General features: G+C 71.0%; 21 protein-coding genes and 1 pseudogene. 13 read left to right on the top strand and 9 right to left on the bottom strand.

Features of this window, described 5'->3' with window-relative positions; all coding sequences use genetic code 11:
* The first annotated feature begins 138 nt into the window (after window positions 1-138).
* The 4 genes from purD (at window position 139) to ABZX61_RS42705 (ending at window position 5,020) form a co-directional block, all read left to right on the top strand.
* The gene (gene purD, locus ABZX61_RS42720) at window positions 139-1,353 is read left to right on the top strand and encodes a phosphoribosylamine--glycine ligase (protein ID WP_355202892.1); all 1,215 of its coding nucleotides are present in this window, start codon (window positions 139-141) and stop codon (window positions 1,351-1,353) included.
* Window positions 1,350-2,186 carry a phosphoribosylaminoimidazolesuccinocarboxamide synthase gene (locus ABZX61_RS42715; RefSeq protein WP_355202889.1) on the top strand — a complete coding sequence of 279 codons (837 nt, stop codon included), beginning with the start codon at window positions 1,350-1,352 and terminating at the stop codon, window positions 2,184-2,186. The genes purD and ABZX61_RS42715 overlap by 4 nt, the downstream gene beginning before the upstream one ends.
* A gap of 77 nt (window positions 2,187-2,263) precedes the next feature.
* Window positions 2,264-3,529: a UDP-N-acetylglucosamine 1-carboxyvinyltransferase gene (murA, locus tag ABZX61_RS42710; RefSeq protein WP_350732587.1), complete on the top strand. Its 1,266-nt coding sequence runs from the start codon at window positions 2,264-2,266 to the stop codon at window positions 3,527-3,529.
* Window positions 3,530-3,730: 201 nt separating this feature from the next.
* Window positions 3,731-5,020 (top strand): GTP cyclohydrolase IIa, encoded by a 1,290-nt coding sequence (locus ABZX61_RS42705; protein WP_185069825.1) that lies wholly within the window; start codon window positions 3,731-3,733, stop codon window positions 5,018-5,020.
* Window positions 5,021-5,565: 545 nt separating this feature from the next.
* Here the strand turns inward: ABZX61_RS42705 and ABZX61_RS42700 are convergent.
* Window positions 5,566-6,000, bottom strand: coding sequence for a rhodanese-like domain-containing protein (locus ABZX61_RS42700; RefSeq protein ID WP_355202885.1), 435 nt, complete (start codon window positions 5,998-6,000; stop codon window positions 5,566-5,568).
* 164 nt (window positions 6,001-6,164) lie between these two features.
* Between ABZX61_RS42700 and ABZX61_RS42695 the strand changes: the two genes are divergently transcribed.
* Entirely contained in the window at window positions 6,165-7,184 is a 1,020-nt protein-coding gene (locus ABZX61_RS42695; protein WP_355202882.1) for an EamA family transporter, read from the top strand.
* On the opposite strand, the pseudogene ABZX61_RS42690 reads toward ABZX61_RS42695, so the two are convergent.
* Window positions 7,119-8,348, bottom strand: a pseudogene (locus ABZX61_RS42690) (aminotransferase class III-fold pyridoxal phosphate-dependent enzyme); the annotation flags it as partial. The gene ABZX61_RS42695 and the pseudogene ABZX61_RS42690 sit on opposite strands and share 66 nt — an antisense overlap.
* Before the next feature lie 114 nt (window positions 8,349-8,462).
* Here ABZX61_RS42690 and ABZX61_RS42685 point away from each other — a divergent pair.
* Genes ABZX61_RS42685 through ABZX61_RS42665 form a run of 5 tightly spaced genes read left to right on the top strand, consistent with a single transcriptional unit; the run spans window position 8,463 to window position 13,271 of the window.
* Window positions 8,463-9,308, top strand: a complete 846-nt coding sequence (locus ABZX61_RS42685) for a fumarylacetoacetate hydrolase family protein (protein ID WP_355202879.1) — start codon at window positions 8,463-8,465, stop codon at window positions 9,306-9,308.
* Between the two features lie 9 nt (window positions 9,309-9,317).
* The gene (locus tag ABZX61_RS42680; protein ID WP_355202877.1) at window positions 9,318-10,394 is read left to right on the top strand and encodes an AraC family transcriptional regulator; all 1,077 of its coding nucleotides are present in this window, start codon (window positions 9,318-9,320) and stop codon (window positions 10,392-10,394) included.
* Window positions 10,395-10,408: 14 nt separating this feature from the next.
* Window positions 10,409-11,332, top strand: a complete 924-nt coding sequence (locus ABZX61_RS42675) for a BadF/BadG/BcrA/BcrD ATPase family protein (protein WP_355202874.1) — start codon at window positions 10,409-10,411, stop codon at window positions 11,330-11,332.
* A complete protein-coding gene (locus ABZX61_RS42670; RefSeq protein WP_355202872.1) occupies window positions 11,329-12,534 on the top strand; it encodes a hypothetical protein in 1,206 nt (401 codons plus the stop codon). The genes ABZX61_RS42675 and ABZX61_RS42670 overlap by 4 nt, the downstream gene beginning before the upstream one ends.
* On the top strand, window positions 12,534-13,271 hold the full coding sequence (locus ABZX61_RS42665; protein ID WP_355202869.1) for an SIS domain-containing protein: 738 nt from the start codon (window positions 12,534-12,536) through the stop codon (window positions 13,269-13,271). Before ABZX61_RS42670 ends, ABZX61_RS42665 begins: the two co-directional genes overlap by 1 nt.
* On the opposite strand, the gene ABZX61_RS42660 is transcribed toward ABZX61_RS42665, so the two are convergent.
* From ABZX61_RS42660 to ABZX61_RS42635, 6 genes are read right to left on the bottom strand one after another with little or no spacing between them, the layout of a single operon-like run.
* Window positions 13,268-14,611: a GTP cyclohydrolase IIa gene (locus ABZX61_RS42660; protein WP_350732600.1), complete on the bottom strand. Its 1,344-nt coding sequence runs from the start codon at window positions 14,609-14,611 to the stop codon at window positions 13,268-13,270. The two genes, ABZX61_RS42665 and ABZX61_RS42660, sit on opposite strands and share 4 nt — an antisense overlap.
* Window positions 14,590-15,396 carry an amidohydrolase family protein gene (locus ABZX61_RS42655; RefSeq protein WP_355202866.1) on the bottom strand — a complete coding sequence of 269 codons (807 nt, stop codon included), beginning with the start codon at window positions 15,394-15,396 and terminating at the stop codon, window positions 14,590-14,592. Before ABZX61_RS42655 ends, ABZX61_RS42660 begins: the two co-directional genes overlap by 22 nt.
* Window positions 15,393-16,130, bottom strand: a complete 738-nt coding sequence (locus tag ABZX61_RS42650; RefSeq protein WP_355202863.1) for an amidohydrolase family protein — start codon at window positions 16,128-16,130, stop codon at window positions 15,393-15,395. The genes ABZX61_RS42655 and ABZX61_RS42650 overlap by 4 nt, the downstream gene beginning before the upstream one ends.
* Complete coding sequence (locus ABZX61_RS42645; RefSeq protein ID WP_355202861.1) at window positions 16,114-17,706, bottom strand: heparinase II/III family protein; 1,593 nt, start codon at window positions 17,704-17,706, stop codon at window positions 16,114-16,116. Before ABZX61_RS42645 ends, ABZX61_RS42650 begins: the two co-directional genes overlap by 17 nt.
* On the bottom strand, window positions 17,697-18,698 hold the full coding sequence (locus ABZX61_RS42640) for a Gfo/Idh/MocA family oxidoreductase (RefSeq protein ID WP_355202858.1): 1,002 nt from the start codon (window positions 18,696-18,698) through the stop codon (window positions 17,697-17,699). The genes ABZX61_RS42645 and ABZX61_RS42640 overlap by 10 nt, the downstream gene beginning before the upstream one ends.
* Window positions 18,682-19,977: an extracellular solute-binding protein gene (locus ABZX61_RS42635; protein WP_355202856.1), complete on the bottom strand. Its 1,296-nt coding sequence runs from the start codon at window positions 19,975-19,977 to the stop codon at window positions 18,682-18,684. Before ABZX61_RS42635 ends, ABZX61_RS42640 begins: the two co-directional genes overlap by 17 nt.
* 200 nt (window positions 19,978-20,177) lie before the next feature.
* On the opposite strand from ABZX61_RS42635, the gene ABZX61_RS42630 reads away from it, so the two are divergent.
* The 3 genes from ABZX61_RS42630 to ABZX61_RS42620 are packed head-to-tail and all read left to right on the top strand — an operon-like array spanning window position 20,178 to window position 23,445.
* Entirely contained in the window at window positions 20,178-21,065 is an 888-nt protein-coding gene (locus tag ABZX61_RS42630) for a sugar ABC transporter permease (RefSeq protein ID WP_355202853.1), read from the top strand.
* Window positions 21,062-21,895, top strand: a complete 834-nt coding sequence (locus ABZX61_RS42625; RefSeq protein WP_350732611.1) for a carbohydrate ABC transporter permease — start codon at window positions 21,062-21,064, stop codon at window positions 21,893-21,895. Before ABZX61_RS42630 ends, ABZX61_RS42625 begins: the two co-directional genes overlap by 4 nt.
* A 26-nt stretch (window positions 21,896-21,921) precedes the next feature.
* Window positions 21,922-23,445 carry a hypothetical protein gene (locus tag ABZX61_RS42620; RefSeq protein WP_355202850.1) on the top strand — a complete coding sequence of 508 codons (1,524 nt, stop codon included), beginning with the start codon at window positions 21,922-21,924 and terminating at the stop codon, window positions 23,443-23,445.
* An 11-nt stretch (window positions 23,446-23,456) separates the two neighbouring features.
* Here the strand turns inward: ABZX61_RS42620 and hisC are convergent, their stop codons facing one another.
* Complete coding sequence (gene hisC / locus ABZX61_RS42615) at window positions 23,457-24,515, bottom strand: histidinol-phosphate transaminase (protein ID WP_355202848.1); 1,059 nt, start codon at window positions 24,513-24,515, stop codon at window positions 23,457-23,459.
* Between the last annotated feature and the right edge of the window lie 35 nt (window positions 24,516-24,550).

Below are 24,550 nucleotides of genomic sequence, written 5' to 3'. Positions count from 1 at the left end.
GAGTGAACTTCTTTGACGATACTCGCCAGGACCGTCTCGACTCAGGTAGAACTCCACAAAGTTATGGCCCTATTCCGGCGATTGGTGTGGCCGAGGCCCTAGCCTGTGCCAGGCTGCGGGCCTGCGACAATGGACCTCGTGCGCGTTCTAGTCATTGGTTCCGGAGGGCGTGAGCACGCCCTGTGCCGTTCCCTCAGCCTCGATCCCCAGGTCAGCGAGCTCCACTGCGCCCCGGGCAACCCGGGCATCGAGCAGGTGGCGGCCCTTCATCCCGTCGATCCGCTCGATCCCGGGCAGGTGGCCGAGCTGGCCGTGCGGCTGCGGGCCGATCTCGTGGTCGTGGGGCCAGAGGCCCCGCTCGTCGCGGGGGTGTCCGACGCCGTGCGCGACGCGGGCATCGCGTGCTTCGGGCCGTCGAAGGACGCCGCCATGATCGAGGGCTCCAAGACCTTCGCCAAGGAGGTCATGAAGGCGGCCGACGTGCCGACCGCGCGGGCCAGGACGTGCGTCACCGAGGAGGAGGCGGCCGCCGCGCTCGACGAGTTCGGGGCCCCTTACGTGGTCAAGGACGACGGGCTCGCGGCGGGCAAGGGCGTGGTCGTCACCGACGACAGGGACAAGGCCCTTGCGCACGCGCGCGCGTGCGAGCGCGTGGTGATCGAGGAGTTCCTCGACGGGCCGGAGGTGTCGCTGTTCGCGCTGTGCGACGGCAGCACGGCGGTGCCGCTGCAGCTCGCCCAGGACTTCAAGCGGGCCTACGACGGCGACGAGGGCCCCAACACCGGCGGCATGGGCGCCTACACGCCGCTGCCGTGGGCGCCCGACGGGCTGACCGAGCAGGTCATGCGGGAGATCGTGCACCCGACGATCGGCGAGCTGACCCGGCGCGGGCTGCCCTTCCAGGGCGTGCTCTTCGTGGGGCTGGCGCTGACCTCGAAGGGGCCGAAGGTCGTGGAGTTCAACGCGCGCTTCGGCGACCCGGAGACGGAGGTGCTGCTCGACCGGCTGGAGACGCCGCTGGGCGGGCTGCTGATGGCGTGCGCGACGGGCGAGCTGGGGCTCGACCCGGTGTTCAAGGACGGCTCGGCCGTGACCGTGGTGATCGCTTCCGAGGGCTACCCCGAGGCGCCGGTCAAGGGCGACGTGATCAGGGGGCCGCAGGAGAGCGGCGACGCGTACGTCCTGCACGCCGGGACCGCGCGGCAGGGTGACGAGGTGGTCTCCGCCGGCGGGCGGGTGCTCGCCGTGGTCGGCCACGGGCCCGACCAGGACAGCGCGCGCCGGGCGGCCTATGACCTCGTCGGCCGGATCGAGCTGCGCGGCTCCCACCACAGGACGGACATCGCCCGATGAAGCACGTGCACTCCGGCAAGGTACGCGACCTCTATCAGACCGACGACGGCAAGCTGTTGATGGTCGCCTCCGACCGCCTGTCGGCCTTCGACTACGTGCTGGAGCCCGATATCCCCGACAAGGGGGCCATTCTCACGCAGATGTCGTTGTGGTGGTTCGACCAGCTCAAGGACGTCGTGCCCAACCACGTCCTGGGCAAGGGCGACGACTCCCGCAGCGTGCTGTGCAAGCCGCTGACGATGGTGCAGGTCGAGTGCGTGGCGCGGGGCTACCTCACCGGCGGCGGGCTCAACGAGTACCGCGCCGACGGCACGGTCTCCGGGGTCCGGCTGCCGGAAGGGCTGGAGGACGGCTCCCGGCTGCCCGAGCCGATCTTCACGCCGTCCACCAAGGCGCCCATGGGGCAGCACGACGAGCCGATCTCGTACGAGCAGGTCGTCCAGGAGGTCGGCAAGGAGACCGCCGAGGAGCTGCGGCGGATCACCCTGGCCGTCTACACGCGTGGCGCGGAGATCGCCGCGGAGCGCGGCATCATCGTGGCCGACACCAAGATCGAGCTCGGCTGGGACGCCGACGGGGTGCTGACCCTGGGCGACGAGGTGCTGACCCCTGACTCGTCGCGGTTCTGGCCGGCCGACGAGTGGAAGCCGGGCCGCTCACAGTCCTCTTTCGACAAGCAATTTGTACGTGATTGGCTGCTATCGCCCGAATCGGGATGGGACAAATCCTCCGGAAACCCCCCACCTGCGCTTCCTGACCACATCGTGGAGCGCACGAGGCAGCGATACCTAGAAGCATATGAGCGCATCACGGGGGCTTCCTTTAGCGGATGATTCGGCTGGGCCAGTTGGTGTTACCGACTACTGTTGGCCCGATCGAGCCTCACCGTTGATTTCAAGGAGCCGCACGAATGGTCCGTTACCGCGTGCGCGGTGGCAACGCACTGCGTGGAACCGCGTTCATCCAGGGCGCGAAGAACGCCGTGCTCCCCATGATCGGTGCGGCTCTGCTCGCCGCCAAGGGCCGCACCGTTCTACGCAACGTGCCGATCATCGAGGACGTCCGCCGCGCGGTCGAGCTGGCCGAGGCGGTCGGCGCGTACGTCGAGCTGCACGAGTCGGAGCGCACGCTGGTCATCGACGCCTCCAGGCTGACCAGCGCCGTTCTGCCGGCAGAGATCGCCAGGCGCTTCCGCGGTTCCGTGCTGTTCACCCCCGCCCTGCTCCACCGGCTGGGCGAGGCCATCATCGAGGGGATCGGCGGCTGCAACCTCGGCAGCCGCAACCTCGACTTCCACTACCTCGGCTACAAGCGGCTGGGCGCGCTCGTGGACGAGGGCGAGACCGTCATCCACGTCAAGGCGTCCGGCCTGACCGGCGCGACCCTCTACCTCGACACCCCGTCGCACACCGGCACCGAGAACCTCATCATGGCCGCCGCCCTGGCCAAGGGCACGACCGTGATCGAGAACGCGGCCCTGGAGCCCGAGGTGCTCGACGTCATCGACATGCTGACCAAGATGGGCGCGCGGATCAGCGGCGGCGGCACGGGGTTCATCACCGTGGAGGGCGTGGAGGAGCTGCACGCCGTCGAGCACACCGTGATGCCCGACCGGCTCGACGCGGGCGTGTTCGCGATGGCCGCGGCGATCACCGGGGGCGAGCTGAGCCTGGTGGGCACGGGCCTCGACCTCGGCGTCGTCCGCTACAAGCTGGAGCAGATGGGCGTCGAGTTCGCCCGGCAGGGCGCCGTCCTGCACGTGCGGTGCGAGGGCCCGCTGCGCCCGATCAACATCATCACCGACACCTACCCCGGCTTCGCCACCGACCTGCAGTCGCCGATGATGACCGTCGCCGCGCTCGCCGACGGCACCAGCTACATCCACGAGCGCATCTTCGACGGCAGGTTCGCCCTGGCCGGAGAGCTGAACAAGATGGGCGCGAACGTCGAGGTCGAGGGCAGCCGGGCCATCGTGCGCGGCCGGACGCCGCTGATCGGCACCCAGGTGACGGCCCACGATCTCCGCTCCGGCATCGCCCTGGTGCTCGCCGGCCTCGCCGCCGAGGGGGAGACCCACATCGACTCCGGATACCTCATCGATCGCGGCCACGCGCATCTCGCCGCCCGAATGCGCGCTCTCGGTGCGGACATTACACGAGAGATTTCAGAGCGCTAAAAAACGCCAGAAAAACCTCGTTGAGCTGCTAGGACATCTTGTCGGGCGGTCAACCTGAACGACTTTCCGGAAAAGTCGGGCGTGACATTACGGCCCCCGCGAGCGATCGTTCCAAAAGAGAGCACTGCAACGGACGGCAGGATGGGACGAACATTGGTCGAGAGGGCCGAAGAAACTCCCCGAGTGTCACGCCCGGGCGCTATGACACCGGACCTCACCATCGGCGTGGTCGGACCCCACGACCTGGTCGAGCGAGTCATGCTGATGGGTCATGCCGCGGCTCCGCTGCCGTGTCGCCTGGTCGCGGCCGCATACCGCGACGAACAGGAGGCGCCCGACAAGGTGACGCGGCTCGGACCTGGAGTCGACGCATGCTTGTTCGCCAGCCCGGTCCCTTATGACCTGGCCAGGCGTTCCGGTGTGCTGACGATGCCGGCGACGTACGTCCAACTCGGCGGAGCAGCACTGGTGGCGGCGTTGGCCAAGGCCGCGCTCGACACCCGCATCGACCCCCAGCGGGTCAGCATCGACGTGGTGAGCCGGGCCGATGTCGAGGAGGCGTACACCGACCTCGGCATCCCCGCGACGGACGTGCACAGCCGCGACGAGCCGGGAGCAACCGGCACGATCGCGGCCTACCACGAACGTCTGGCCAGGCAGGGGGCCACCTCGGGGGCACTGACGTGCCTCCCCGCGGTGGCCGAACGCCTGCACGCCGCGGGCGTTCCGGTCATCAGGATCAGGCCGACGTCGGCGGCGGTCCGCACGGCGCTGCACACCGCGGCGCTGCTGGGGGCACACCACCGGCTGGAGGAGTCACAGCTCACCGTGGTGCTGGTGGAGGTGCCGACGCTGCGCGAACCCGTGCGCCGCGCGGCCCCCCGCTACTGGCGCGACGAGCTGCGGCTGTCACTGCATCGGCTCCTGGTCCAGGAGGCGAACCGGATCAACGCCACCGTCTGGCCCATCGACGATCACAGCTATCTGGTTACCGCTACCAGAGGCTCGATCGCGGCGGCGACGGACGGGTTCAGGGTGTTGCCGTTCGCGGCCAGGATCAGGGACGAGCTGGGACTGGCGGTCGAGGTCGGCGTGGGCATGGGTCGCACGACGCATGACGCGGAGTCGCACGCCCGGGCGGCACTGGCCCGCACGCAGGCGGGCAAACAGGCACAGGGATTCGCGGTGGATCGCGAGGGGCGGGCACTCATCCCGGCCCCCCGGATGCCACCGACCGGGTCCAACGCACTCAAACCGAAGGGGGTGGAAGTACTGGCCCGGCTCGCGGCCAAGCTCGAAGGCGGAGACACCGTGGTGGACGCCGAGGGCGCGGGCAAGATGCTGGGAGTGACGCCGCGTACGGCTCGGCGGTTGCTGCGCACGTTGGTTGACGAGGGACTCGCGTGGCCGCTACCGCCGAACCGCACACCGCAGCCTGGCCGTCCGCGCCAGCTGTACCGGCTGATCGTGGAGAAGCTCGGGCCTCGATGAGGGTCCGGGACTGAGCGTTTCGGTGCCGGGCCGCCTCTCGGCACCGAGCGTCACGGGCGGGGTCCGCGCCCGCGGGCACTTCGTGCTGCCCGCCGTACGGGCCTGAGGCGTCTCTTGAGGCTGGAAACGCTCCTGGGGCTGGTCTGATGCCCGGCGGGGAGCCGCCGCCCCTCTGTGTGCATTACGGAGTCGTGTGTGACTGTTGTGGGCTTTCGTATGACCTGGGGAACAGGATGGCATTGACAATCGATGTCATCTTTGCGAACTCACGCATTGACTCTTGTGAACTCATTGGTTGACCCGTGTAGATCCGGGTATGTTCTCCAGTGCCCCCGATCGACGGGATTCGGACGGGGGCGCCAATTCTTTCAGGCGTCGATCTTCCGCTCTCGCGAGCGTTCTGGCTGTGTGTTTCTGGCCGAGGCGTCGCGGTTTCGTCCAACACCACGTGCCTCGGCGCGTTTCCGCAGGTCGGAGGCCGGAAGTCGTGGTAGGGAAGCGGCCGGTTTCGGGCTGATACGTCCGGTGTTGCGGGCCGTGCGCCGTCAGCAGGCGCAGGCGGCGCCGGACACCGGCGCCGTGAGGGCGTCCACGGGGCGCCGGGTGACGCCCGAGGCGGTCTCCACGGGGAAGCCCTCCCTCGCCCAGTACTCGAAGCCGCCGATCATCTCCTTGGCCCGGTAGCCCAGCTTCGCGAACTCCAGGGCCGCCCTGGTGGCGCCGTTGCACCCCGGGCCCCAGCAGTACGTCACGACCATGGCCTCACCCGGGACCAGGCCGGGCGCCCTCGTGGCGATCTCGGCGGTCGGGAGGTGCACGGCGCCCTCGATGTGGCCCTGGTCCCAGCTCTCCCGGCTGCGCGAGTCGACGACCACGACGCCGGGAACCCCCGCGGCCAGGTCGGCGGCCACGTCCGAGACGTCGGTCTCGAAGGCGAGGCGGGCGGCGAAGTGGGCGAGCGCGGCGGCGTTGTCGGACATCGGGGGATCGTTCCCTTCGTAGCGGGTGACTGCGAAGGATCGTGTCACTTTCCGCAGGTAGGAGGACAGTGGCGCGAATGCCCCTGATCGCTAATATCCCGCCAGAGTGCGATGTCTGATACCTGCGAGAGTTCTGTCGGGGTCGCCCGGTACAGTCATGAGCCATGCGTACGGACACCACTGACAGCCGGCCCACCGTCCTCGTCTGGGGCGCCCTGGCGGTCGTCTACGTGGTCTGGGGTTCGACGTACCTCGGGATCGGCGTCGCCATCGAGTCGATTCCGCCGATGCTCAGCGGGGCCCTGCGGTTCATCACCGCCGCCGCCCTGCTCGCCGGTTTCGTGCTGATCCGGTCGGGGCCGTCGGCCTTCAGGATGTCGCGCCGGCAGTTCGTGGGCGCGGCCGTCGTGGGCGTGCTCCTGCTGACCACCGGCAACGGGCTGCTGGCGGTGGCCGAGCAGTACATCTCCACGGGCCTGGCGGCGCTCCTGGTGGCCTCGGTGCCGCTGTGGCTGGTCGTGTTCAGGTTCGCCGTGCGCGACCGTCCCAAGACGCTCACGCTCGCGGGCGTGCTGGTCGGGCTCGGCGGGGTCGCGGCGCTGTCGCTGACCGGCGCCGACGGCGGCAGCGGCGTCGGGATCGTGGTGGTCCTGCTCGGCTCGGTGTCCTGGGCCGTGGGCTCGTTCCTGTCGAGCAGGATCCAGATGCCCGCCAACGCGCTGGCCACCAGCGCGGTCGAGATGGTCGTGGGCGGCGCCGGGCTGCTGGTGCTCGGGACCGGGGTCGGCGAGCGGCTCGACGTGTCGGCCGTCACCACCAGATCGTGGGTGGCGCTGGCCTACCTGGTGCTGGTGGGGTCCCTGATCGGGTTCACCGCGTTCTCCTGGCTGCTCGGCAACGCCCCCATCTCGCTGGTGTCCACCTACGCCTACGTCAACCCGGCGGTGGCCGTCGCGCTCGGCGCGCTCATGCTGGACGAGCCGATCACGACCCAGGTGGTCGTCGGCGGCCTGGTCATCCTGGCCGGCGTGGCGCTGGTGATCTCAACCGAGCGGAAGCGACCGAAGCGCGTCCTCGAAGACGTCGACGGTGGCGGCGACGTCGGCCTCGGTGTGGGCGGTGGACAGGAACCACAGCCCGCGCGGCACCATGTTGACCCCGCGGTCGAGCAGCGCGGCGTGTAGGCGGGTCATCATGGCGCGGTCGGTCCCGGCGAAGTCGCGGTAGTCGCGTACGGCGGGCGCGTCGGTGAAGTACGTCTGGAAGACCGGCCCCGGCCCGTCCACCAGCATCGGGACGCCCACCTTGGCCGCGGCCTCGCGCAGGCCGGCCATGAGCTGCCGCCCCCGCGCGTAGAGGGTGCCGTAGACCTCCTCGCGCTCCTCGTCCAGGATGCGCAGGGTGGCCTCGGCGGCGGCGATGCCGACGGGCTGGGAGTTGAACGTCCCGGCGTGCGCGACCTTGCCCGAGGAGATGGCGTCCATCACGGCCGCCCGCCCCGCCAGCGCGGACACCTGCATGCCGCCCGCCATCGCCTTGCCGAAGACCGACAGGTCGGGGCTGACGCCGAGGTACTCCTGGGCGCCGCCGGGGGCGAGCCGGAAACCGGTGATGATCTCGTCGAAGATCAGCAGGCTGCCGTGGCGGTCGCACAGTGCGCGCACCCCCTGGAGGTAGCCGGGGTCCGGCTCGATGGCGCCGGTGTTGCAGAGCACCGGCTCCGTGACGACGGCGGCGATCTGTCCCGCGTGCTCGTCCATGAGACGGCTGAGCGCCTCCAGGTCGTTCCAGGGGCAGATCACCAGGTCGGCGGCGGGCGGCTGGCCCGCGGTGCCGGGGACGGGGCGCGGGTGGTCCTGCGGTCCCGCGTCGTCCAGGGACGGGTGGACGCTGTAGAGGACCGGGTCGAGCCAGCCGTGGTAGTGGCCCTCGAACTTGAGGATCTTGGGCCGTCCCGTGAAGCCGCGCGCCAGGCGCCAGGCGGCGTGCGCGGCCTCGGAGCCGACGGTGTTGAAGCGGACGCGCTCCGCCGAGGGCACCATCGCGCACAGCCGCTCGGCGACGCGGGCCTCCGCCGCGTGCTGGGCGGAGTAGACGATGCCGCGGGCCACCTGCGCGGCGACGGCCTCCACCACGGCGGGCGGGCAGTGGCCGAGCAGGGCCGGGCCCTGGCCGAGCACGTAGTCGGTGTAGACGTTGCCGTCGACGTCCCAGAGCCTGGCTCCCGATGCCCTGTCCACGTAGAGCGGCACGCCCGCGGTGCGGCGGGCGTCGCTGGAGACGCCGCCCGCGATGTAGCGCTGGGCATTGGTGTAGAGGTCGCGGCTGACGTCCAGAGTGCGGGTCATGCCGACCATCAAACGGGGGCACCTCGCCCGGCCACAAGAAAGAGAGCAAGAAGCGGGTCTAAGCGCAAATTTCGGTGCTTGTGGAGGTCACAGGGCCTTGATGGGCTTACGGACATGTTTCTTGGACGCATTCGGCGCACCCCTTCCGGCCCCGTCGAGCTGGTGGCCCGGCGGGTGCCCGGCGAGCTCGTGAGCCTGGCCGACCTCGGGTCCGACCCGGTGGCGGCCCTGGACTCGTACGGGCTCGACCGCCTGACCGAGCTGGTGGCCGGCCACGACGGCCCCACCTTGGACGAGAGCGCGGTGATCTTCGAGCCGCCCGTGGCCACCTGCACGAAGATCTGCTGCCTCGCGCTGAACTACCAGGAGCACGCGGACGAGAGCGGCCTGGAGGTGCCGCCGGAGCCGGTGCTGTTCTTCAAGCCGCCGTCCGCGCTCGTGGGCCACGGCCACCCGGTCATCGCCCCCGCCCGCACCCGCCACCTGGAGCACGAGGTGGAGCTGGCCGTGGTCATCGGCAAGGTGACCAGGGACCTGCCGGCCGAGCGGTGGCGCGAGGCCGTCGCCGGATACACCGTGATCAACGACATGACGGCCCGCGACCTCCAGCTGGCCAACATCGCCCGCAACGTGCCGTGGGACCAGTCGAAGGGGTTCGACACCTTCGCGCCCGTGGGCCCGTACCTGGCGACGGTGGACGAGGTGCCCGATCCGCAGGAGCTGGAGCTGACCTTGGAGGTGGACGGCGAGGTCAGGCAGCGGGCCAACACCCGGCAGATGGTCTTCGGGCTGCCCCGGCTCATCGCCGACCTGTCCGACGGGATGACGCTGATGCCCGGGGACATCGTCGCGACCGGCACCATCGCCGGGATCGCCCCGCTCAAGGACGGCGACACCATGCGGGCCACGGTGGAGGGAATCGGGACGCTGGTGAATACGGTCAAATTTCGGTCCGCCTAAAGTAGAGGCATGACCTACGCCGTGGCTGCCCTGGTGGACATCGACGACTTCATGGTTTCCGAGAAGACCCGTGGCCGGCCATGGGCGCTGCGCCAGCTCCAGCGCGCCGACCACGCGGTGCGCTCCGCCGCGAGCGCCCGCCGCGACGCGACCTGCCACCCCCGACCCCCGGAGGAGTGGCTGATCGTGTTGTCGGGCGCCGACCCGGGCGCGCTGATGTCCGACGCGGAGGAGCTGGCCGAGGAGCTGCGGGCCAGGATCGTCCGTGAGACGGCGTGGACGGCCACGGTCAGCCTGGGCGCGCCCAGCCTCGAACACCTCGCGGCGGAGCGGGACGCCAGGCGGGTCAACGACTACAAGCTCGTGCTCGGCGGCGACCGGGTGATCGCGCCACCCGCGCACGAGAGCGCCGCGCCGGCGCCTCCGGTGCGCATCGAGCAGGAGCTGACCAGACGGGTCCGCGCCGGTGACCGCAACGGCGCGGCGGGGCTGCTGGCCGGGTGGGTGGACAGGTGCGCCCGGGAGCCCGGGGTCGACCCGCGCACGCTGCGCAACTGGCTCATCGGCCAGCTGCTGTTCGTGGTGGACGTGGCCAACCGGAGCAGGCTGGCCGACGGGTCGACGGACTGGGTGGAGGCCTGCGCCCGGCTGCCGATCGAGGACATCATCATGGTCGGAGACATCCACGAACGCTCCTACCTGCACATCTGGCTGCGGGAGACGCTGGGCCGCCTCATGCCGGCCGCGCCCCGCCGTGACGTGCTCGCGCTGGCCGAGGCGTACCTGGCGGAGCACTACACCGATCCCGGGCTGCGCCTGGCGACCGTGGCGGAGGCCGTGAGCGCGAGCCCGTACTACATCTCGCACCTGTTCGCGGAGGAGCGGCGGACGACGTTCCTGCGGCACCTGACCGGGCTGCGGCTGCGGCACGCCCGCCGGTTGCTGTCCACCTCGGCGCTGCCGGTGGACGTGGTCGCCGCGCACACCGGCTACCCGACCGCGAAGGCCCTGCGCAGCGCGTTCCGGCGGCACGTCGGCTGCTCCCCCACGGAATACCGCAGGGCCGGGCTCCGGCCCGAATCGTGACCAGGAGGACGCGCATGGACCTGGCGATCGACGGCGGGCAGACGGGCCTGCGGATCGGCCTGGCCGAGTCGGGGCGGATCCGGGAGATCCGCGAGCTGCCCGGCCTGTCGTACGCGGAGGGCTCCCCGGCCGAGGCCGTGCTGGAGCGGATCGGGACGGGATGGGGGCCACTCGGCACCGTCTGCCTCGGCCTGACCACCATCCTGGACGACCCCGGCAAGCTGGCAGCCCGGCTGCTCTCCATGGCCCGCCGCGTGCTGATCACGACCGACGTGGTCACCTCGCACGCGGGGGCGTTCGCGGGCGGCGACGGCGTCGTGCTGGCCGCGGGCACCGGAGCGATCGCCCTGGGCGTGGGTGACGGCATCCGGCAGGTGGACGGCTGGGGCTACCTCTACGGCGACGCGGGCAGCGGCTTCTGGATCGGCCGCCGCGGCCTCGACGCCGCCTTCCGGGGCTTCGACGGGCGCGCGGAGCCCGGCCCGCTCACCGAGCGCGCCCAGGCCGTGTTCGGCGACCTGGCCAGCCTGCCCGAGCGCCTCTACCTGGCCCCCGACGCGGTGGCGCGGATCGCGCGCTTCGCCGTCCACGTCCTGGAGCTGGCAGGAGACTCGGGCCGCGTCCTGGAGCCGGCGGGAGACCGGAGCCGCCCGGATCCCACGGCCCGCGCCATCGCCGATGAGGCGGCCCGCGAGCTGGCGGGCACGGTGGCGGCGGCCCGCTGCCTCGCGAAGGAGGCGGCGGTGCCCGTCGCGTGGACCGGCCGCCTGCTGCGCGACCCCGGACTCCGCGCCGGCTTCGAGGCGGAGCTGGCCCGGCTGCTGCCTCAAGCGACCCTCCGGCCTCCCGCGGGCGACAGCCTCGCGGGCGCCGCCCTGCTGGCCGCCTCCACGGGGCCGAGCCGCTACGAGACGATGATCAGAACGGCGGAACGATGAGAGTGGGACACGGCACCGCAGAGCTGCCCGTGCCGGACGGCACGCCGATGGGCGGTTACATCGACCGGCCGGGGCCGTCCACGGGCCTGGCGGACCCGCTGTCGGTCAGCGCGGTGACCTGGTCGGACGGCGGGAGACGGTTCGCGCTGGCGATCGCCGACGTCATCTGCGTCAACGAGGACCTCGCCGCGCGGGCCAGGCAGGCGGTCGGGTGCGAGCTGTGGCTGGCGGCGAGCCACACCCACGCGGGGCCCGAGACCGGCTGCGTACCGGGCGGCGGGCCGACGCCCGAGCCGTGGCTCGGCCGGCTCACCGAGGCGGTCCGCACGGCCGTGCGGCGGGCGATCGAGGCGGAGCGGCCGTGCGAGGGCATGGCGTACCGCGGCGAGCTGCACGGGGTCGGCGCCGACCGGAGCAGGCCGGGGGCGCCGGCGGTGGTGCCGCTCGACCTGATCGCCGTGCGCGACGGCGGGCTCGCCGGGGTGCTGGCGGTGCTTCCCGTGCACCCCACCGTGCTGCCCGCGGCCAATCGCCTGGTCAGCGCCGACCTGGTCGGAGCCGTACGCGCGAGCCTGCGGCGGCGGCTCGGCGAGGACGTCTGGGTGGCGGTCGCCACCGGCGCCGCCGGCGACATCAGCACCCGCCACACCCGGCGCGGCCAGGACGCGGCGGAGCTGCGACGCCTGGGCGAGCTCGTCGCGGACCGCTGCGCCGAGCTGCTGGCGGGCCCTGGGACCCCGCTCTGGCGGGCCGGACCCACCGGCATCTCCTGGGCCACGCGACGGCTGACGCTCGAACCCGCCGCCACGACGGCCGACGAGGCGGCCCTCCTCGCCGGGTACGAGCAGGCCGCGGCGTCGGGTGACCCGGTCGCCACCCGCCTGGCCCGCAGCAGGCTCGAAGGGCTGCGGGCGCGCACCGCACCCCCCGTCCGGACCGGCGTGGACGTGAACGTCGCCCGCCTCGGCGGGCTCGCCCTCGCCGGGCTGCCCGGCGAGCCGTTCCTGGCCGTCGCCGAGCGCGTCGCCGACCGGCCAGGTGAGCCGACCGTGGTCCTGGGCTACGTCAACGGCTACCCCGGATACCTGCCGACGGCCGCCGCCTACCGGCGTGCCGAGTACGAGGTCCTGGCCAGCCAGGTGGCCCCGGGCAGCGCCGAACTCATCGCCGAGACCGCACGAAACCTGCTGGAGGATCTGTGATGGACCAGAGCTCGTACGCGCTGATCGCCGGATCGGCCGTGGACCGGCTGCTCACCGCCGAACGCGACGCGATCCGACAAGCAGGCGCGCTGGTCTACGCCTCGTTGCGCGCGGGCGGGGTGCTCCAGGCGTTCGGCACCGGCCATTCGAGGTCCGTCGCGCTGGAGCTCACCGGCCGGGCGGGCGGCCTGGTGCCGGTCAACCAGCTCGGCATCCGCGACCTCGCCTACTACGGTGACGCCTCGCCGCGCGACATCCTCGACCCGAAGATCGAGCGTGCGCCCGGCCTCGCCGCACGCGTCTGGGAGCTGGCCGACATCCGGCCCGACGACGTCTTCGTGATCATCTCGAACTCCGGCGGCAACGCGGCGATCGTTGAGATGGCCCGGCTCGCGGTCCGGCACGGGCACCCCGTGATCGCGATCACCTCTCGCGCGCACACCGCCGCGGTGGCCGTCGAGGAGCGGCTGGCCGACCTGGCCCAGGTGGTCATCGACAACGGGGCGCCGTACGGCGACGCCACGCTGCCGCTGCCGGGCGGCGGCAGCGCCTGCGGCGTCTCGACCCTCACCGGCGTGCTGATCGCGCAGCTCCTGGTCGCCGAGGTCGTCGGCCGCTTCCTCGCGGCCGGCGAGCCGCCGCCCGTCTTCAAGTCGGCCAACACCCCGGGCGGCGACGCGCACAACGCCCTGCTGCTGGACAGGTACGGCCCGCGCGTGCGCCTCGGCGACGCCTAACTCCGCACGAGCCGGTACGGCTGGCGGGGCCGGCCCGCCTGGGTGCCCTTGACCGGAGGCATGGGCCAGGCCAGGCCCTCCTCCGCGAGGCTCTGCAGCACCCGGCGGGCGCTGCGCGGGGAGATCGACAGCACCTCCGCGACGATCTCGGCGTCGACCACCATCGAGTCGCCGTCGTGCAGGCCCTCCACCAGGCGTTCGAGCAGCTTGGCCGCCTTGGTGGCGACGATCGGCTCGCTGTCCTGCCGCTTGCGCCGGCGTACCGGCAGGGACAGCACGGTGCCGTCGCCCCCGACCAGGTACGCGGCGGTCGCCCCCGCGTTGCGGGCCTTCTCGACGGCCGCCATCGCGTTGGCGTCGGCGTCGCGGGCCGTGCTGCCGAGCCCGACGCCGACCTCGACGTCGACCCCCACGTCAGAGCGGATCCGGTCCATGAACGGCGCCATCCTGAACCCCTCCGTGGCCTGGCCGAGCGCGCCCACGGTGGCGGTGACGACGTAGCCGTTCTCGTCGCGGGGCGCCACGGTGGCGCCCATCAGCCGCGCGTCGGCGAGCAGCGAGCGGTGCAGCGACAGCTTCAGCTCCTGCTGCCAGTAATTGCCCGGCCCGGAGTAGCTGGGCTTGGCGGAGGCGGCGAGCTCGACGACCACGATGGCGATCTGCGCGTCCTCCAGCCTGCTGCCGGTGCCGAGCAGGGCGGCGGTGTTGAGCGCGAGGCGCAACGTGTGGGAGGTCGGCAGCAGGCGCAGCACGGGCACGCCGGCGGCGCTCAGCTTGTTGGCGACGCTCCTTATCGTGGTGAGCGCCGCGGTGGTCTCGCCCTGGCGGTAGAGCTCCTCGTGGAAGGCGCCGAAACCGCGCGCCGACTCCGGCCGGTCGTACTCGGAAAGGTGCACGCCGGCCGTGCTCACCCCGATCTCGCCGTACGCCTCGTCCACGTCGGCGGCGGGCAGCGAGTCGATGCTCACCCTGGCCGGGTCGATCCCGTGGGTGAGCACCCCGCGCAGCAGGCTGGCGTACAGGCTGGCCCCGCTCATGGGCACGAACGTGGCGGGGACGGTCAGCTCGCCCGCCTGCCTGGCCAGGTCGTGCTGGAGGGGCCCGGTGAACAGCACCACGTCGATGCTGTCGGCGATCCGCGAGAACTTGTCGTAGGTCTCGTGCTCCTCGGCATGAGGCGCGCCGAGCAGCCGCCAGTCGGCCGCGGCCGGCAGGCCGGCGCCGATCATCATGATCTGTTCGACGAGATCGTGCGGTCCCACGACTCCGATCGTCACCCTGGGCCGCGACTCCGAACGCAGCCGGTCCATGATCTTGATCACCCCAGTCCGGATCTCCACTGCAGCAAGCGGGTCATCGTCGCACCGAGCACCGCGGCCTGGTCCCCCTCTGCGAGGCCACTGAAGATTACCCTCCCCAGCGAGATCCGAAGATCGATGAAGGGGAAGTCGGACCCGTAGACGACCCGGCCGGCACCGAGCTCCCGCACCATCCTGGCGATGTCGGGCCCGGTGTTGAAGGACCCGCACACCTCCAGGATGACCCCTGGGCGCCGGTGCGCCACCTCGATGGCCCGCTCGATGCCCAGCGGGGTCGCGCCCGCGTGCCCCGCGATGATCACCACGTCGGGGTGCTCCGACGCGACGGCGTCCACCGCGGCCAGGTCGTTGTAGGGGGAGCCGTCGTAGGTGTGGGTGAGCACCGGGCAGCCGGTACGCTGCGCGAACTCCCACACGCCGGCGTAGCGCCTGCCGGTGAGCGGGTAGTCGTGCAGGTCGGGGTGGAGCTTGATGCCGCCGAAGCGCGGATCCGCGCTCCACCTGGCCAGCTCGCCGTCGGGGTCCTGCCAGGGGTTGATCGTCAGGTATCCGGTGAAGCGGTCCGGCGCGCGCTCCACCGCCTCGGCGGTCGCGGCGTTCCCGGCCGCCGCGTCGAGCTGGATCGCCAGGTGGCTGGAGATGACGGCGTGCGCCACGCCGCACCTGTCCATCACCCGGGCCATCGCGTCAGGGGACGCCTCGGGGATGAAGAACAGGCTGTAGGGGCCGGCGTGGGCGTGGGCGTCGACGATCCGGACGCTGGTCTGCGGGCGGCGCTGCCACAGCGCCGAGGTGATCGCGTTCACATCGCCCCCACGGGCAGCAGTTCCAGCAGGGTGCCGGCGCCGATGGCGGCCACGGCCGCGTCGTCGAGCTCCGCCCACAGCAGCCGGGTGACCGCCTCGGCGGGGTCCCTGAGCGGCGCCCCCGTGCCGAAGACGAGGCGGCGCTCGCCGTACCGCTCGACGAGCCATTCGAGCCCGCAGTGCGAGGACAGGTTGGCCAGCCCCAGGTAGACGTTGCCGGTGCGGGAGAGCACCCCGGCCGCCTGCCTGAGCTGGCGGTAGCCGATCGCGCCGACCACGACCCGCAGCTTCGGGTGCGCGGCGGCGACGGACTCGACTGCGGCCCAGCCGGTCTGGGCCGCGTCCACGAGCAGCGGCAGCCCGGCCTCGGCAACGGCTGTCAGCATGGCCGCGCAGTCGCGGCCGGCGAGGTCGTAGCCGTGGTCGGCGGGGTAGGCGCGGACGGCGCACACCCCGCCCTCCAATGCCCCGGTCACGAACTCGTCCGGCGTGCCGGTCTCGCCGCAGGTGCCGGGCAGCATCACCCAGCAGGGGCGCAGCCTGGAGTGGTCGGCGACCAGGCCGAGCAGCTCCCTGTTGCCCGTCGCGGGGTCGTGCAGCCACGACAGGGTGTGGCTGACCACGGCCTCCGCGATGCCGAAGCGGTCCATCCTGTCCAGCGCCTCCGTGATCGAGCCCGTGCCCACGTCCCTGCGGGGATAGCGGCCGAGCATCGCGTCAGCGTCGATCAGCATGAACCGTCCAATCTTCGGGGACAACGGGGGGTTCGTCGCGGTAGGGGAAGATGCCGACGGTGAACCTGCCGTCGGCGCGCCGCAGGCCGAGCGAGTGGATCTCGCCGTACTCGGCGGTCCTGGTGGCGGGGTCCGGGATCCTGGCCGGGCCCGTCCCGTACACCACCTCGTCGGGCGGTTCCAGCGGCACCACCAGGATTCCCGGGCCACGGGTGCCCGCGAACCCGCCGTCGCGCTCGACCCACGGCGACAGGCCGTGGATCTGCCAGATCGCCTCCGCGTCGATCCGGTCGGTGACGATCCAGTACGGGTTGTCGCCCTTGACGAAGACGATCTCCCGGTCGTGCCGCGCGCTGTAGCCGTGGTGGTGCCCCGCGAAGACGTCGGCCCGCGCGGAGACGGAGAACAGGTCACAGGCGGCGCGGCGGTCCTCGACGTAGCCCTCGCCCGGGACGAGCAGCGTGTTGTGCGCCCTGGTCGCCTGGTACCAGTCGTAGTAGCCGGGGTCGTCGTAGGACGGCGGGCCGCCCCCTTCCCAGGCCAGTGGCACGCCCCAGCCCGACAGCACGAAGTCGAGCGCCGCGTGGTGGCTGTGCGGTTCGAGCTCGTGCCCGACATAGGGGCCGTAGTTGACGACGGTGTGGAAGTCGCCGTGGCGGAAGGTGGCGTAGCCGCTGGCCTCCAGGTTGTGCGAGCCCTCGGCCGGCCCGACGTCCTGCGGCCAGATCAGGCCGCTGTCCTGCAGATGGGGCACCCAGCCGCCGGACGTCGTCAGGACGCTCAGCCAGTGGTACATGGCCTGGCGGCGCGGGTGCCGCGCGAGCGCGGGCTCGACGGCCACGGCCCGTTCGAGGTTGTCCAGGCACATGAGGTGGTAGCTGGGCGAGCGCTCGTGGTGGCCGCCGTCGGCGCGCACGTCCTGTTCGAGGTGCTCCAGGATGCGGGCCATGGCGACCTCGGCCCACTGCCCCGCCTCGGGCAGGTCCGCGAACACCCTGGCCGTGTGCAGCAGCTCGCACGCGTTGACGAACTGCCAGTTGCCGTGGCGGAACTCGTCGTGCTCCTCGGCCGACCACCTGGCGCCGCCGACGACCGTCTTCATCATCCGCAGCCAGCACCCGTCGCTCAGCGCGGGCTCGTCCGCGAAGACGGCCAGCGCCTCGGTGACGTACATGGCGCGGGCGCGGACGCCGAGCGAGTACCAGACCACGTCGAGCCCCGGCCAGTCGCCCTCGACCCGGTCGCGGTCGTCGTACCACTGGCGGAACAGGCGGTCCCACTCGGCGGCGTAGCGGGGGTCCCCGGTCCCGGCGTAGGCCGTGATCAGCGGGGACATCCAGCGCAGGTAGTGGAAACCGTACAGCAGCGAGCGGCCGTGGCCCTTGTCCAGGAAGTCGACCTCGATCCCGAGCAGGGCGTCCGCGCCCTCCGCGCCGAGGGCGGCCGGGATCGGCCGCCGCCGGCGCCAGGCCCTGGCCTCGGCGACGCCGCCCGCCCCGAGCGTTTCCAGCAGGGCCTCGTCGGTGATGTGCCGCATGCGCGTGGGATGCACGTGCGGCGGTTTCTCTACGAACATGTCACCGGCCGCCCCGTGCGGGCGGACTCGTGCGCGGCGGCGAGCACGGCGGTCACGTGCCGCGAGCTCTCCACGCTGACCAGCGGCTCGGCGCCGGTACGGGCGCAGTCCACGAAGTGGTGGATCGCGTCGCGGTAGGCGCCCGCCGGGATGCCGTGCACGACCCGCTGGAGCATGTTGCGCGGGTAGGAGTAGGACTTCTCGGTGGCGAGCTGGATGTTCTCCTTCTGCCGGTCGAGCTGGATGACGCCCGACTCGCCGGCCACGGTGATGTAGCTGTCGACCATGGTCGGGAAGGTGTTCGGGTAGATCCAGGCCGACTCGAACGTGGCCACGGCGCCCCGGCTGAAGCGGGCCTGGATCTGCATCGCGTCAGGGGTGTCGATGCCCATCCCGCGCAGCTTGCCGTGGCGGGCGGTGGCGAAGACCTCCACGACGTGGTCGTCGTAGAGCCAGGTGACCAGGTCGATGTCGTGGCTCGACAGGAACCAGGCGCAGGTCGTCCGATCGGCCCAGCCGATCATCTCGGTGGGCACGTGGATCGTGTCGTCCTTGCGGGCGTAGCCCACGACCGGCTCGCCGATCAGCTCCATCTGCTGCTTGGCCTGCGCGTACGCGGGCACCCAGCGGTGGTTGAACAGGCACATCGCGGTGACGCCCGCCTGCCGGATCGCGGCCACGGAGCGGTCGGCGTCCTCGACCGTGGTCGTGAACGGCTTCTCGACCAGGATGTGCAGCCCTGCCTCCGCCGCCGCCACCATCACGTCCGCGTGCAGGTGGTCGGGGGTGGTGATCGACACGGCGTCGACGGTGCCGGAGTCGATCAGCTCCCGGTAGCCCGGGTGGACGGCCGCCTGCGGGGCGGCGTCGAGAGGACGGCGCGCGACGGCGGTGACCTCGGCGTCCGGGTGGGCGGACAGGACTTCGGCGTGGCCGCGGCCCATGATCCCGGCGCCGACGATCCCGACTCTGAGCTTAGGCAAGTGCGTCATTCCATTGCTTCTCTGCGGCGTCGAGCGCCTCCTTGGCGCTCTTGGATCCCTGGAGGAAGGCCCTGATCTCCTCGGACAGCGACTCTCCGAGCTCGGCGTCCTTGGCCGTGCCCAGCGGGACGTACTCCAGCTTCGGCAGGCCCTTGACGATCACCCGGCGGGCGACGTCCATCGGGGAGTCGCCGGTGATGTCCGAGAAGAAGGCGTCCTTGGTGGAGGAGATCGTCGAGGGGTAGATCGGCACCAGCTTGCAGAACGCGAGCTGGTTGGCGCCGTTGGTGAAGAACTTGACGAACTCGGCCGCCGCCCGCTGGTGCTTCGACGCCTTGGGGATGGCCACGGTCTGCTGGGCGAGCAGCAGGTATCCGCCGGTCCCGGTCTGGACGGGCTCGGTGACGAGCAGGTCCTTGTAGACGTCGGGGGCGTTCTTCTCGACGTTGACCAGCGTCGCCGCGGACGCGCTCGCCGCCATCGCGATCTGGCCGTTCTCCAGGGTCTGCGGGTAGTTCCGGACGTCCTTGGAGATCGATCCCGGCGCGATACCGTGCTTGTCGTAGCTCGCCTTGAACGTGTCCAGCAGCTTGGCGACCTCGGGCGTGTTGAACGTCGCCTTCTTCTTGTCGGCGCTCAGCAGCTCGATTCCGTAGTAGCGCAGCACCGAGGCGGCGTTGACGCCGGGGATGTCGTTGCTGCCGTAGACCTTGGTCTCGGCGTAGACCTTGTCGGCCAGGGCGAGGGCCTCGGCGTAGGACTTGGGCGGGGCCTTCTCGTCGAAGCCCGCCTTGCCGACGACGGACTTGCGGTAGATGCCCACGGGAGTGCCGCCGTTGTACCAGGGCACGGCGTACAGCTTGCCCGCCACGCGCAGCGAGTCGACCAGGTTCGGCTGGAAGTCGGCGAGGTCGGCGGGCTTGAGCAACTCGTCGAGAGGGGCCAGCGACGGGGTGAACCGGCCGAGGTCGGAGGAGGCGATGTTGACCGCGTCGGGGACGTCGCCGCTGGCGACCGCGGCGAGCAGCTTGGTCGCGATGTCCTGCCCGGGCACGTCGACCCACTTGACGGTGACCTTGGGGTGCTCCTTCTGGTACTGGGCGATCAGCCCGTCGATGTAGGAGCCGAAGTTCTTCTTCAGGTTGATCGTCCAGAACTCGACCTCCCCCTCGAACGGCTGGTCGTCCGCCTGTCCCCCCGACGTGCTGCCCGACGTTCCGGCCACGCAGCCGGACGACATGAGAGCCAGCGCGAGCGCGCCTGCCCCCAACGCTGTTCTCCTCGACATCGGGGGACCTCCTGAGAATTATGGCCGTCCTTAATAATTCTTTCGGCACAATGACACTCCGGCGCCTGAGTCGTCAAGGGTCCCTGCTCAGATCGGCCCTTGACGGTCGAGATCGGCCATCTATAGTCTGCGTCCAAATTCTGGCCAACTCTTATCGAGGCTTTGGGCGTCACTATTAAAGACCGAAGGATGTGAGGCCGGTGGCCGCCAGCCGGATCCCAGGGCAGCGCTGGTACACGCCGTACCTCTTCCCCTTACCGGCCCTGGTGCTGTTCGGGGTGTTCTTCGCCTGGCCGGCCGTCACCGCCGTCCAGCTCTCCTTCACCGACTACGACGGCGTCACCCCGCCCGTCTTCACCGGACTGGACAACTTCGTCAAGATCCTCGGGGACGCCAGGTTCTGGACCGCCCTGCGCAACTCGCTGGTGTTCCTCGTGGGCCTGTTCCCGCTGCTCGTCGTGCTCCCGCTGCCGCTGGCCGTGCTGGTGAACCAGAAGCTGCCCGGCATCAGGACGTTCCGGATGCTCTACTACCTGCCGGTCGTGACCTCGATGGTCGCGGTCGCGGTGGCCTGGAACTACGTCTTCCACCAGCAGGGCGTGGTCAACTGGCTGCTCACCGGCCTGGGCATCCTGGACGAGCCCATCCAGTACCTCCTCGACCCCGTCTGGGCGCTGCCCGCGCTGATCCTGGTCGAGGGCTGGAAGAACATGGGCGTCTACATGATGGTCTACCTCGCGGGCCTCCAGACGATCCCGTCGGAGCTCTACGAGGCCGCCAAGATAGACGGCGCCAACGGCTGGCACCGGATGCGGCGCATCACCGTCCCGCTGATGGTCCCCTACATCGCGGTCACCGTCACGATGGCCATGCTCGACGCGATGCAGGCGTTCACGACCGTCTTCGTGATGACCAAGGGCGGCCCGCAGGACGCCACCCTGATGCTCGGCTACTACATCTGGGCCGAGGCGTTCGAGAAGTACGACATGGGCTACGCCAGCGCCGTCGGCCTCGTCCTGTGGGTCCTGCTGATCGTGATGGCCCTGCTCAACTATCGGCTCACCAGCGGAAGGAAGGACGAGCGGTGACTCGGAGGCTCGGCTGGTGGGTGCGCCGCGCGGGCATGTACGTGCTGCTCACCGCGATCGCCCTGGCGTTCGTCGGCCCCTTTCTCATCCTGCTGTCGGCGGCGTTGAAACCGGCCGGCCAGGCCGTCTTCTCCTTCCCGCCGGACATCATCCCCCGGCCCCCGGTGCTCACCTGGGCCAAGGAGGCGTGGACGGCCATCCCGTTCCCGCGCTACCTGCTCAACTCCGCGTTCCTGGTGGCCGTGATGGTGCCGCTCTACATCCTGGTGTCGGCTCTGTGCGCGTACCCGCTGGCGCAGATGGCCTTCCGCGGCCGGAGCCTGATCTTCTTCGCGATCCTCGCCACCATGTTCCTGCCCGGCGAGGTGATGCTGCTGCCGAGGTTCTTGGTGGTCTCCCAGATCGGGATGGCCGACGGCTACCTGGGCGTGATCCTGCCCGGCCTGCTGTCGGCGTTCGGGATCTTCCTGCTCCGGCAGACCTTCGCCGGGGTGCCACGCGAGGTGGTGGACGCCGCCAGGACCGACGGCTGCCACGAACTGCGCATCTTCTGGCACGTCATGCTGCCGGCCGCCCGCCCCACCCTGGCGATCCTCGGCGTCTTCGGCTTCATCTCGGTCTGGAACAGCTTCATCTGGCCGATGGTCGTGCTGAAGGACTCCTCCCTGTATCCCATCTCGCTGGGGATCGCCTACCTGGCCGGAATCACCGGCACCGACATCCGCAGCCTGGCGGCGGGCACGATCATCTCGATCCTGCCCGTGGTCGTCTTCTTCATGATCATGCAACGACACGTCCTCGAAGGCATGCGCGGCGCGGTCAAGAGCTGACGCCGCCCGTTGTGAAAGGGTCATCCATGCTTACTCGCCGCCAATTCGGCGTGGGCGCGCTCTCCCTCGGCGCCCTGGCAGCACTGCCCGGCACGGCCCGCGCCGCGGCAGGCTACGACTACACCACGCGTGAGACGTTCGACCTGTTCGACAAGGTGTTCCACGAGAGCGGCAACGCCGGCCAGCCCACCGACACCAATGAGGCGGGCGGTCTCGGCTGGGGCGCCTCCTACGTGATGGCCGCCTACATCAGGATGTACGAGGCCTACCGCGACACCACCTACCTGGACCGGCTCATCCACAACGCCGACCTCGTCCTGGGCAACCGCGACTCCGAGCGCGGCGTCACCGACTACCGCGGCCTGTCACTGCCCGCCTGGCGCAGCATCGTCTACAGCGCGGGCGGCGTGAGCCTGCTCGACTCGTCGGGGCAGCCGCTCCTGGAGGTGCGCAGCGCGCTCACCAACGTCAACGACGCGGTGGCGACCGTACGGGCGGGCACCTCGGACGGGCGGTTCACCCTGGAGGTGAACAACCCCGTCAAGAGCAAGGTGTCCACCTTCACCGACCTGAGTATGGACCCCGCCAGCCCCGACTACGCGGTGAAGCGGATCCTCGACGCCTACCCGTCGCCGACCATGGTGACGGCCAAGGACCTGCGTCCCTCGCCGGCGGGGGCGACGACGCCGGCGCTCGGGACGTTCAAGCTGGCCGCCGCGCCGGTGATCTTCTCGGTGCACACCGGCATGATCACCTACCCGCTCGCGTCGTTCGTCCGGATCGTCCGCCGGGACCCGCGCCTCTTGCGCAACGCCCGCTACCGGGCCAAGGCCGCCGAATACCTCAAGGCGTGCCGGGACGCCGCTGCCGCGCACGACCCCGAATGGGTGGCGGACGGCTACTACATCTGGCCGAAGGGCATGCCCGTCCCCTACGACGGCGTCGAACAGCCGATCAACCAGAGCGTCGCCCTCGGCCAGACGTACGCGGAGCTGGCGGCGGCGACCCGCGACCCGTTCTTCCGCGACCGCACCCGCCGGCTCGCCGCCACGTTCGCCCGCGACCTCAAGACCAACGACAAGGACGCCTACTACTGGCCGTACTGGCCCAGCTTCGGCAAGCTCTACAGCGGCTACACCAAGGCGGACGCCGTCTCCGAGTGGACCCCGTCCTTCGGCACGCCGCCCAAGGGCGGGCAGCAGATCGAGGACCTCAGCCACGGCGGCATCGACGTCGAGTTCGCCGCCGCCGCGCACCGGTTCGGCCTCGCCTTCACCGACGCCGACATGGGCCGCTTCGCCCGCAGCTACACCAAGAACATGGCCACCACCGACAACGGCGTGGCGACGACGTTCCTGCGGGTGGACGGCACCGGCGGCCTGGCCGCCGCCGGGCAGTACCTCCAGGCGCCGCGCTACATGCCGGTGGCCCAGTGGGACCCGGCCCTGTTCACGCACGCGCTGGCGGTCTACGCCGACCACGCCGTCCAGTCGCAGTACGGCTCCACGCTGCTGTCGGTCGCCTACCTCAACTGGCAGCCCCGCCGCTGATCAGCCGCGGATCAGACGCGGAAGGCCGCGGCGGCGGTGAGAAACGCGTCGTTCGCCTCGGGGGAGCCGATGGACACCCGCGCTCCCTCCCCGGCGAACGGCCGCACCGCCACGCCCTCCACGGCGCAGGCGGCCGCGAAGTCGAGGGTGCGCTCACCGAGCCTGAGCCAGACGAAGTTGGCCTCGGTGGGCGGCACCGTCCAGCCCTGGGCGATGAGCGCCTCGCGGACCCTCGTACGCTCCTTGACCACGTGCTCGACCCGCTCCAGCAGCTCGTCCTCGGCCTTGAGCGAGGCGATGGCCGCGACCTGGGCGAGGTGGTTGACCGCGAACGGGATGATCGTCTTGCGGATCGCCGTCGCCACGGGCTCGTGCGCGACCAGGTAGCCGACCCGCAGGCCCGCCAGCCCGTACGCCTTGGAGAACGTGCGCAGCACGCAGACGTTCGGCCGGTCGCGGTAGAGGGTGAGGCCGTCGGGGACGTCCTCGTCGCGCACGTACTCCCGGTAGGCCTCGTCCAGCACCACCAGCACGTGCTCGGGCACCCGGTCCAGGAACGCCTCCAGCGCGCTCCGGCGGATCGAGGTGCCGGTCGGGTTGTTCGGGTTGCACACGAACACCATGCGCGTGCGCTCGGTGATCGCCTCCGCCATGGCGTCCAGGTCGTGGTCCTCCCCGGCCAGCGGCACCATGACCGACTTCACTCCGGCGAGGTCGGCCAGCAGCGGGTACGCCTCGAACGACCGCCACGCGTAGACGACCTCGACCCCGGGCTCCCCGATCGACTCGAACAGCTGCTGCGCCACCGTGACGGACCCCGCGCCGAGCGCGATGTTGTCGGCCGGCACCCCGAACCGCTCCGCGATGGCCTCCGTCAGCCCGACGGCGCCGGGGTCGGGGTAGCGGTTGATCTGCCGCGCCCCCTCGGCGATCGCCTCGACCACGGACGGCAGCGGGTCGTACGGGGATTCGTTGGAGGACAGCTTGAACGACCGGCCGTCGGGGGTCGCTACGACCTTGCCCGGCTTGTAGGCGGCCATGGTGTCCAGGATGTGGCGGAAACGAGGCATACCCCAACCATATGAGGCCAGGCAGGCCAAGACAC

This window comes from Nonomuraea sp. NPDC003709, assembly GCF_040610775.1.
In the GTDB taxonomy this organism is placed as follows: domain Bacteria; phylum Actinomycetota; class Actinomycetes; order Streptosporangiales; family Streptosporangiaceae; genus Nonomuraea; species Nonomuraea angiospora_A.
This window is presented reverse-complemented; position numbering and strand designations above follow the sequence as displayed.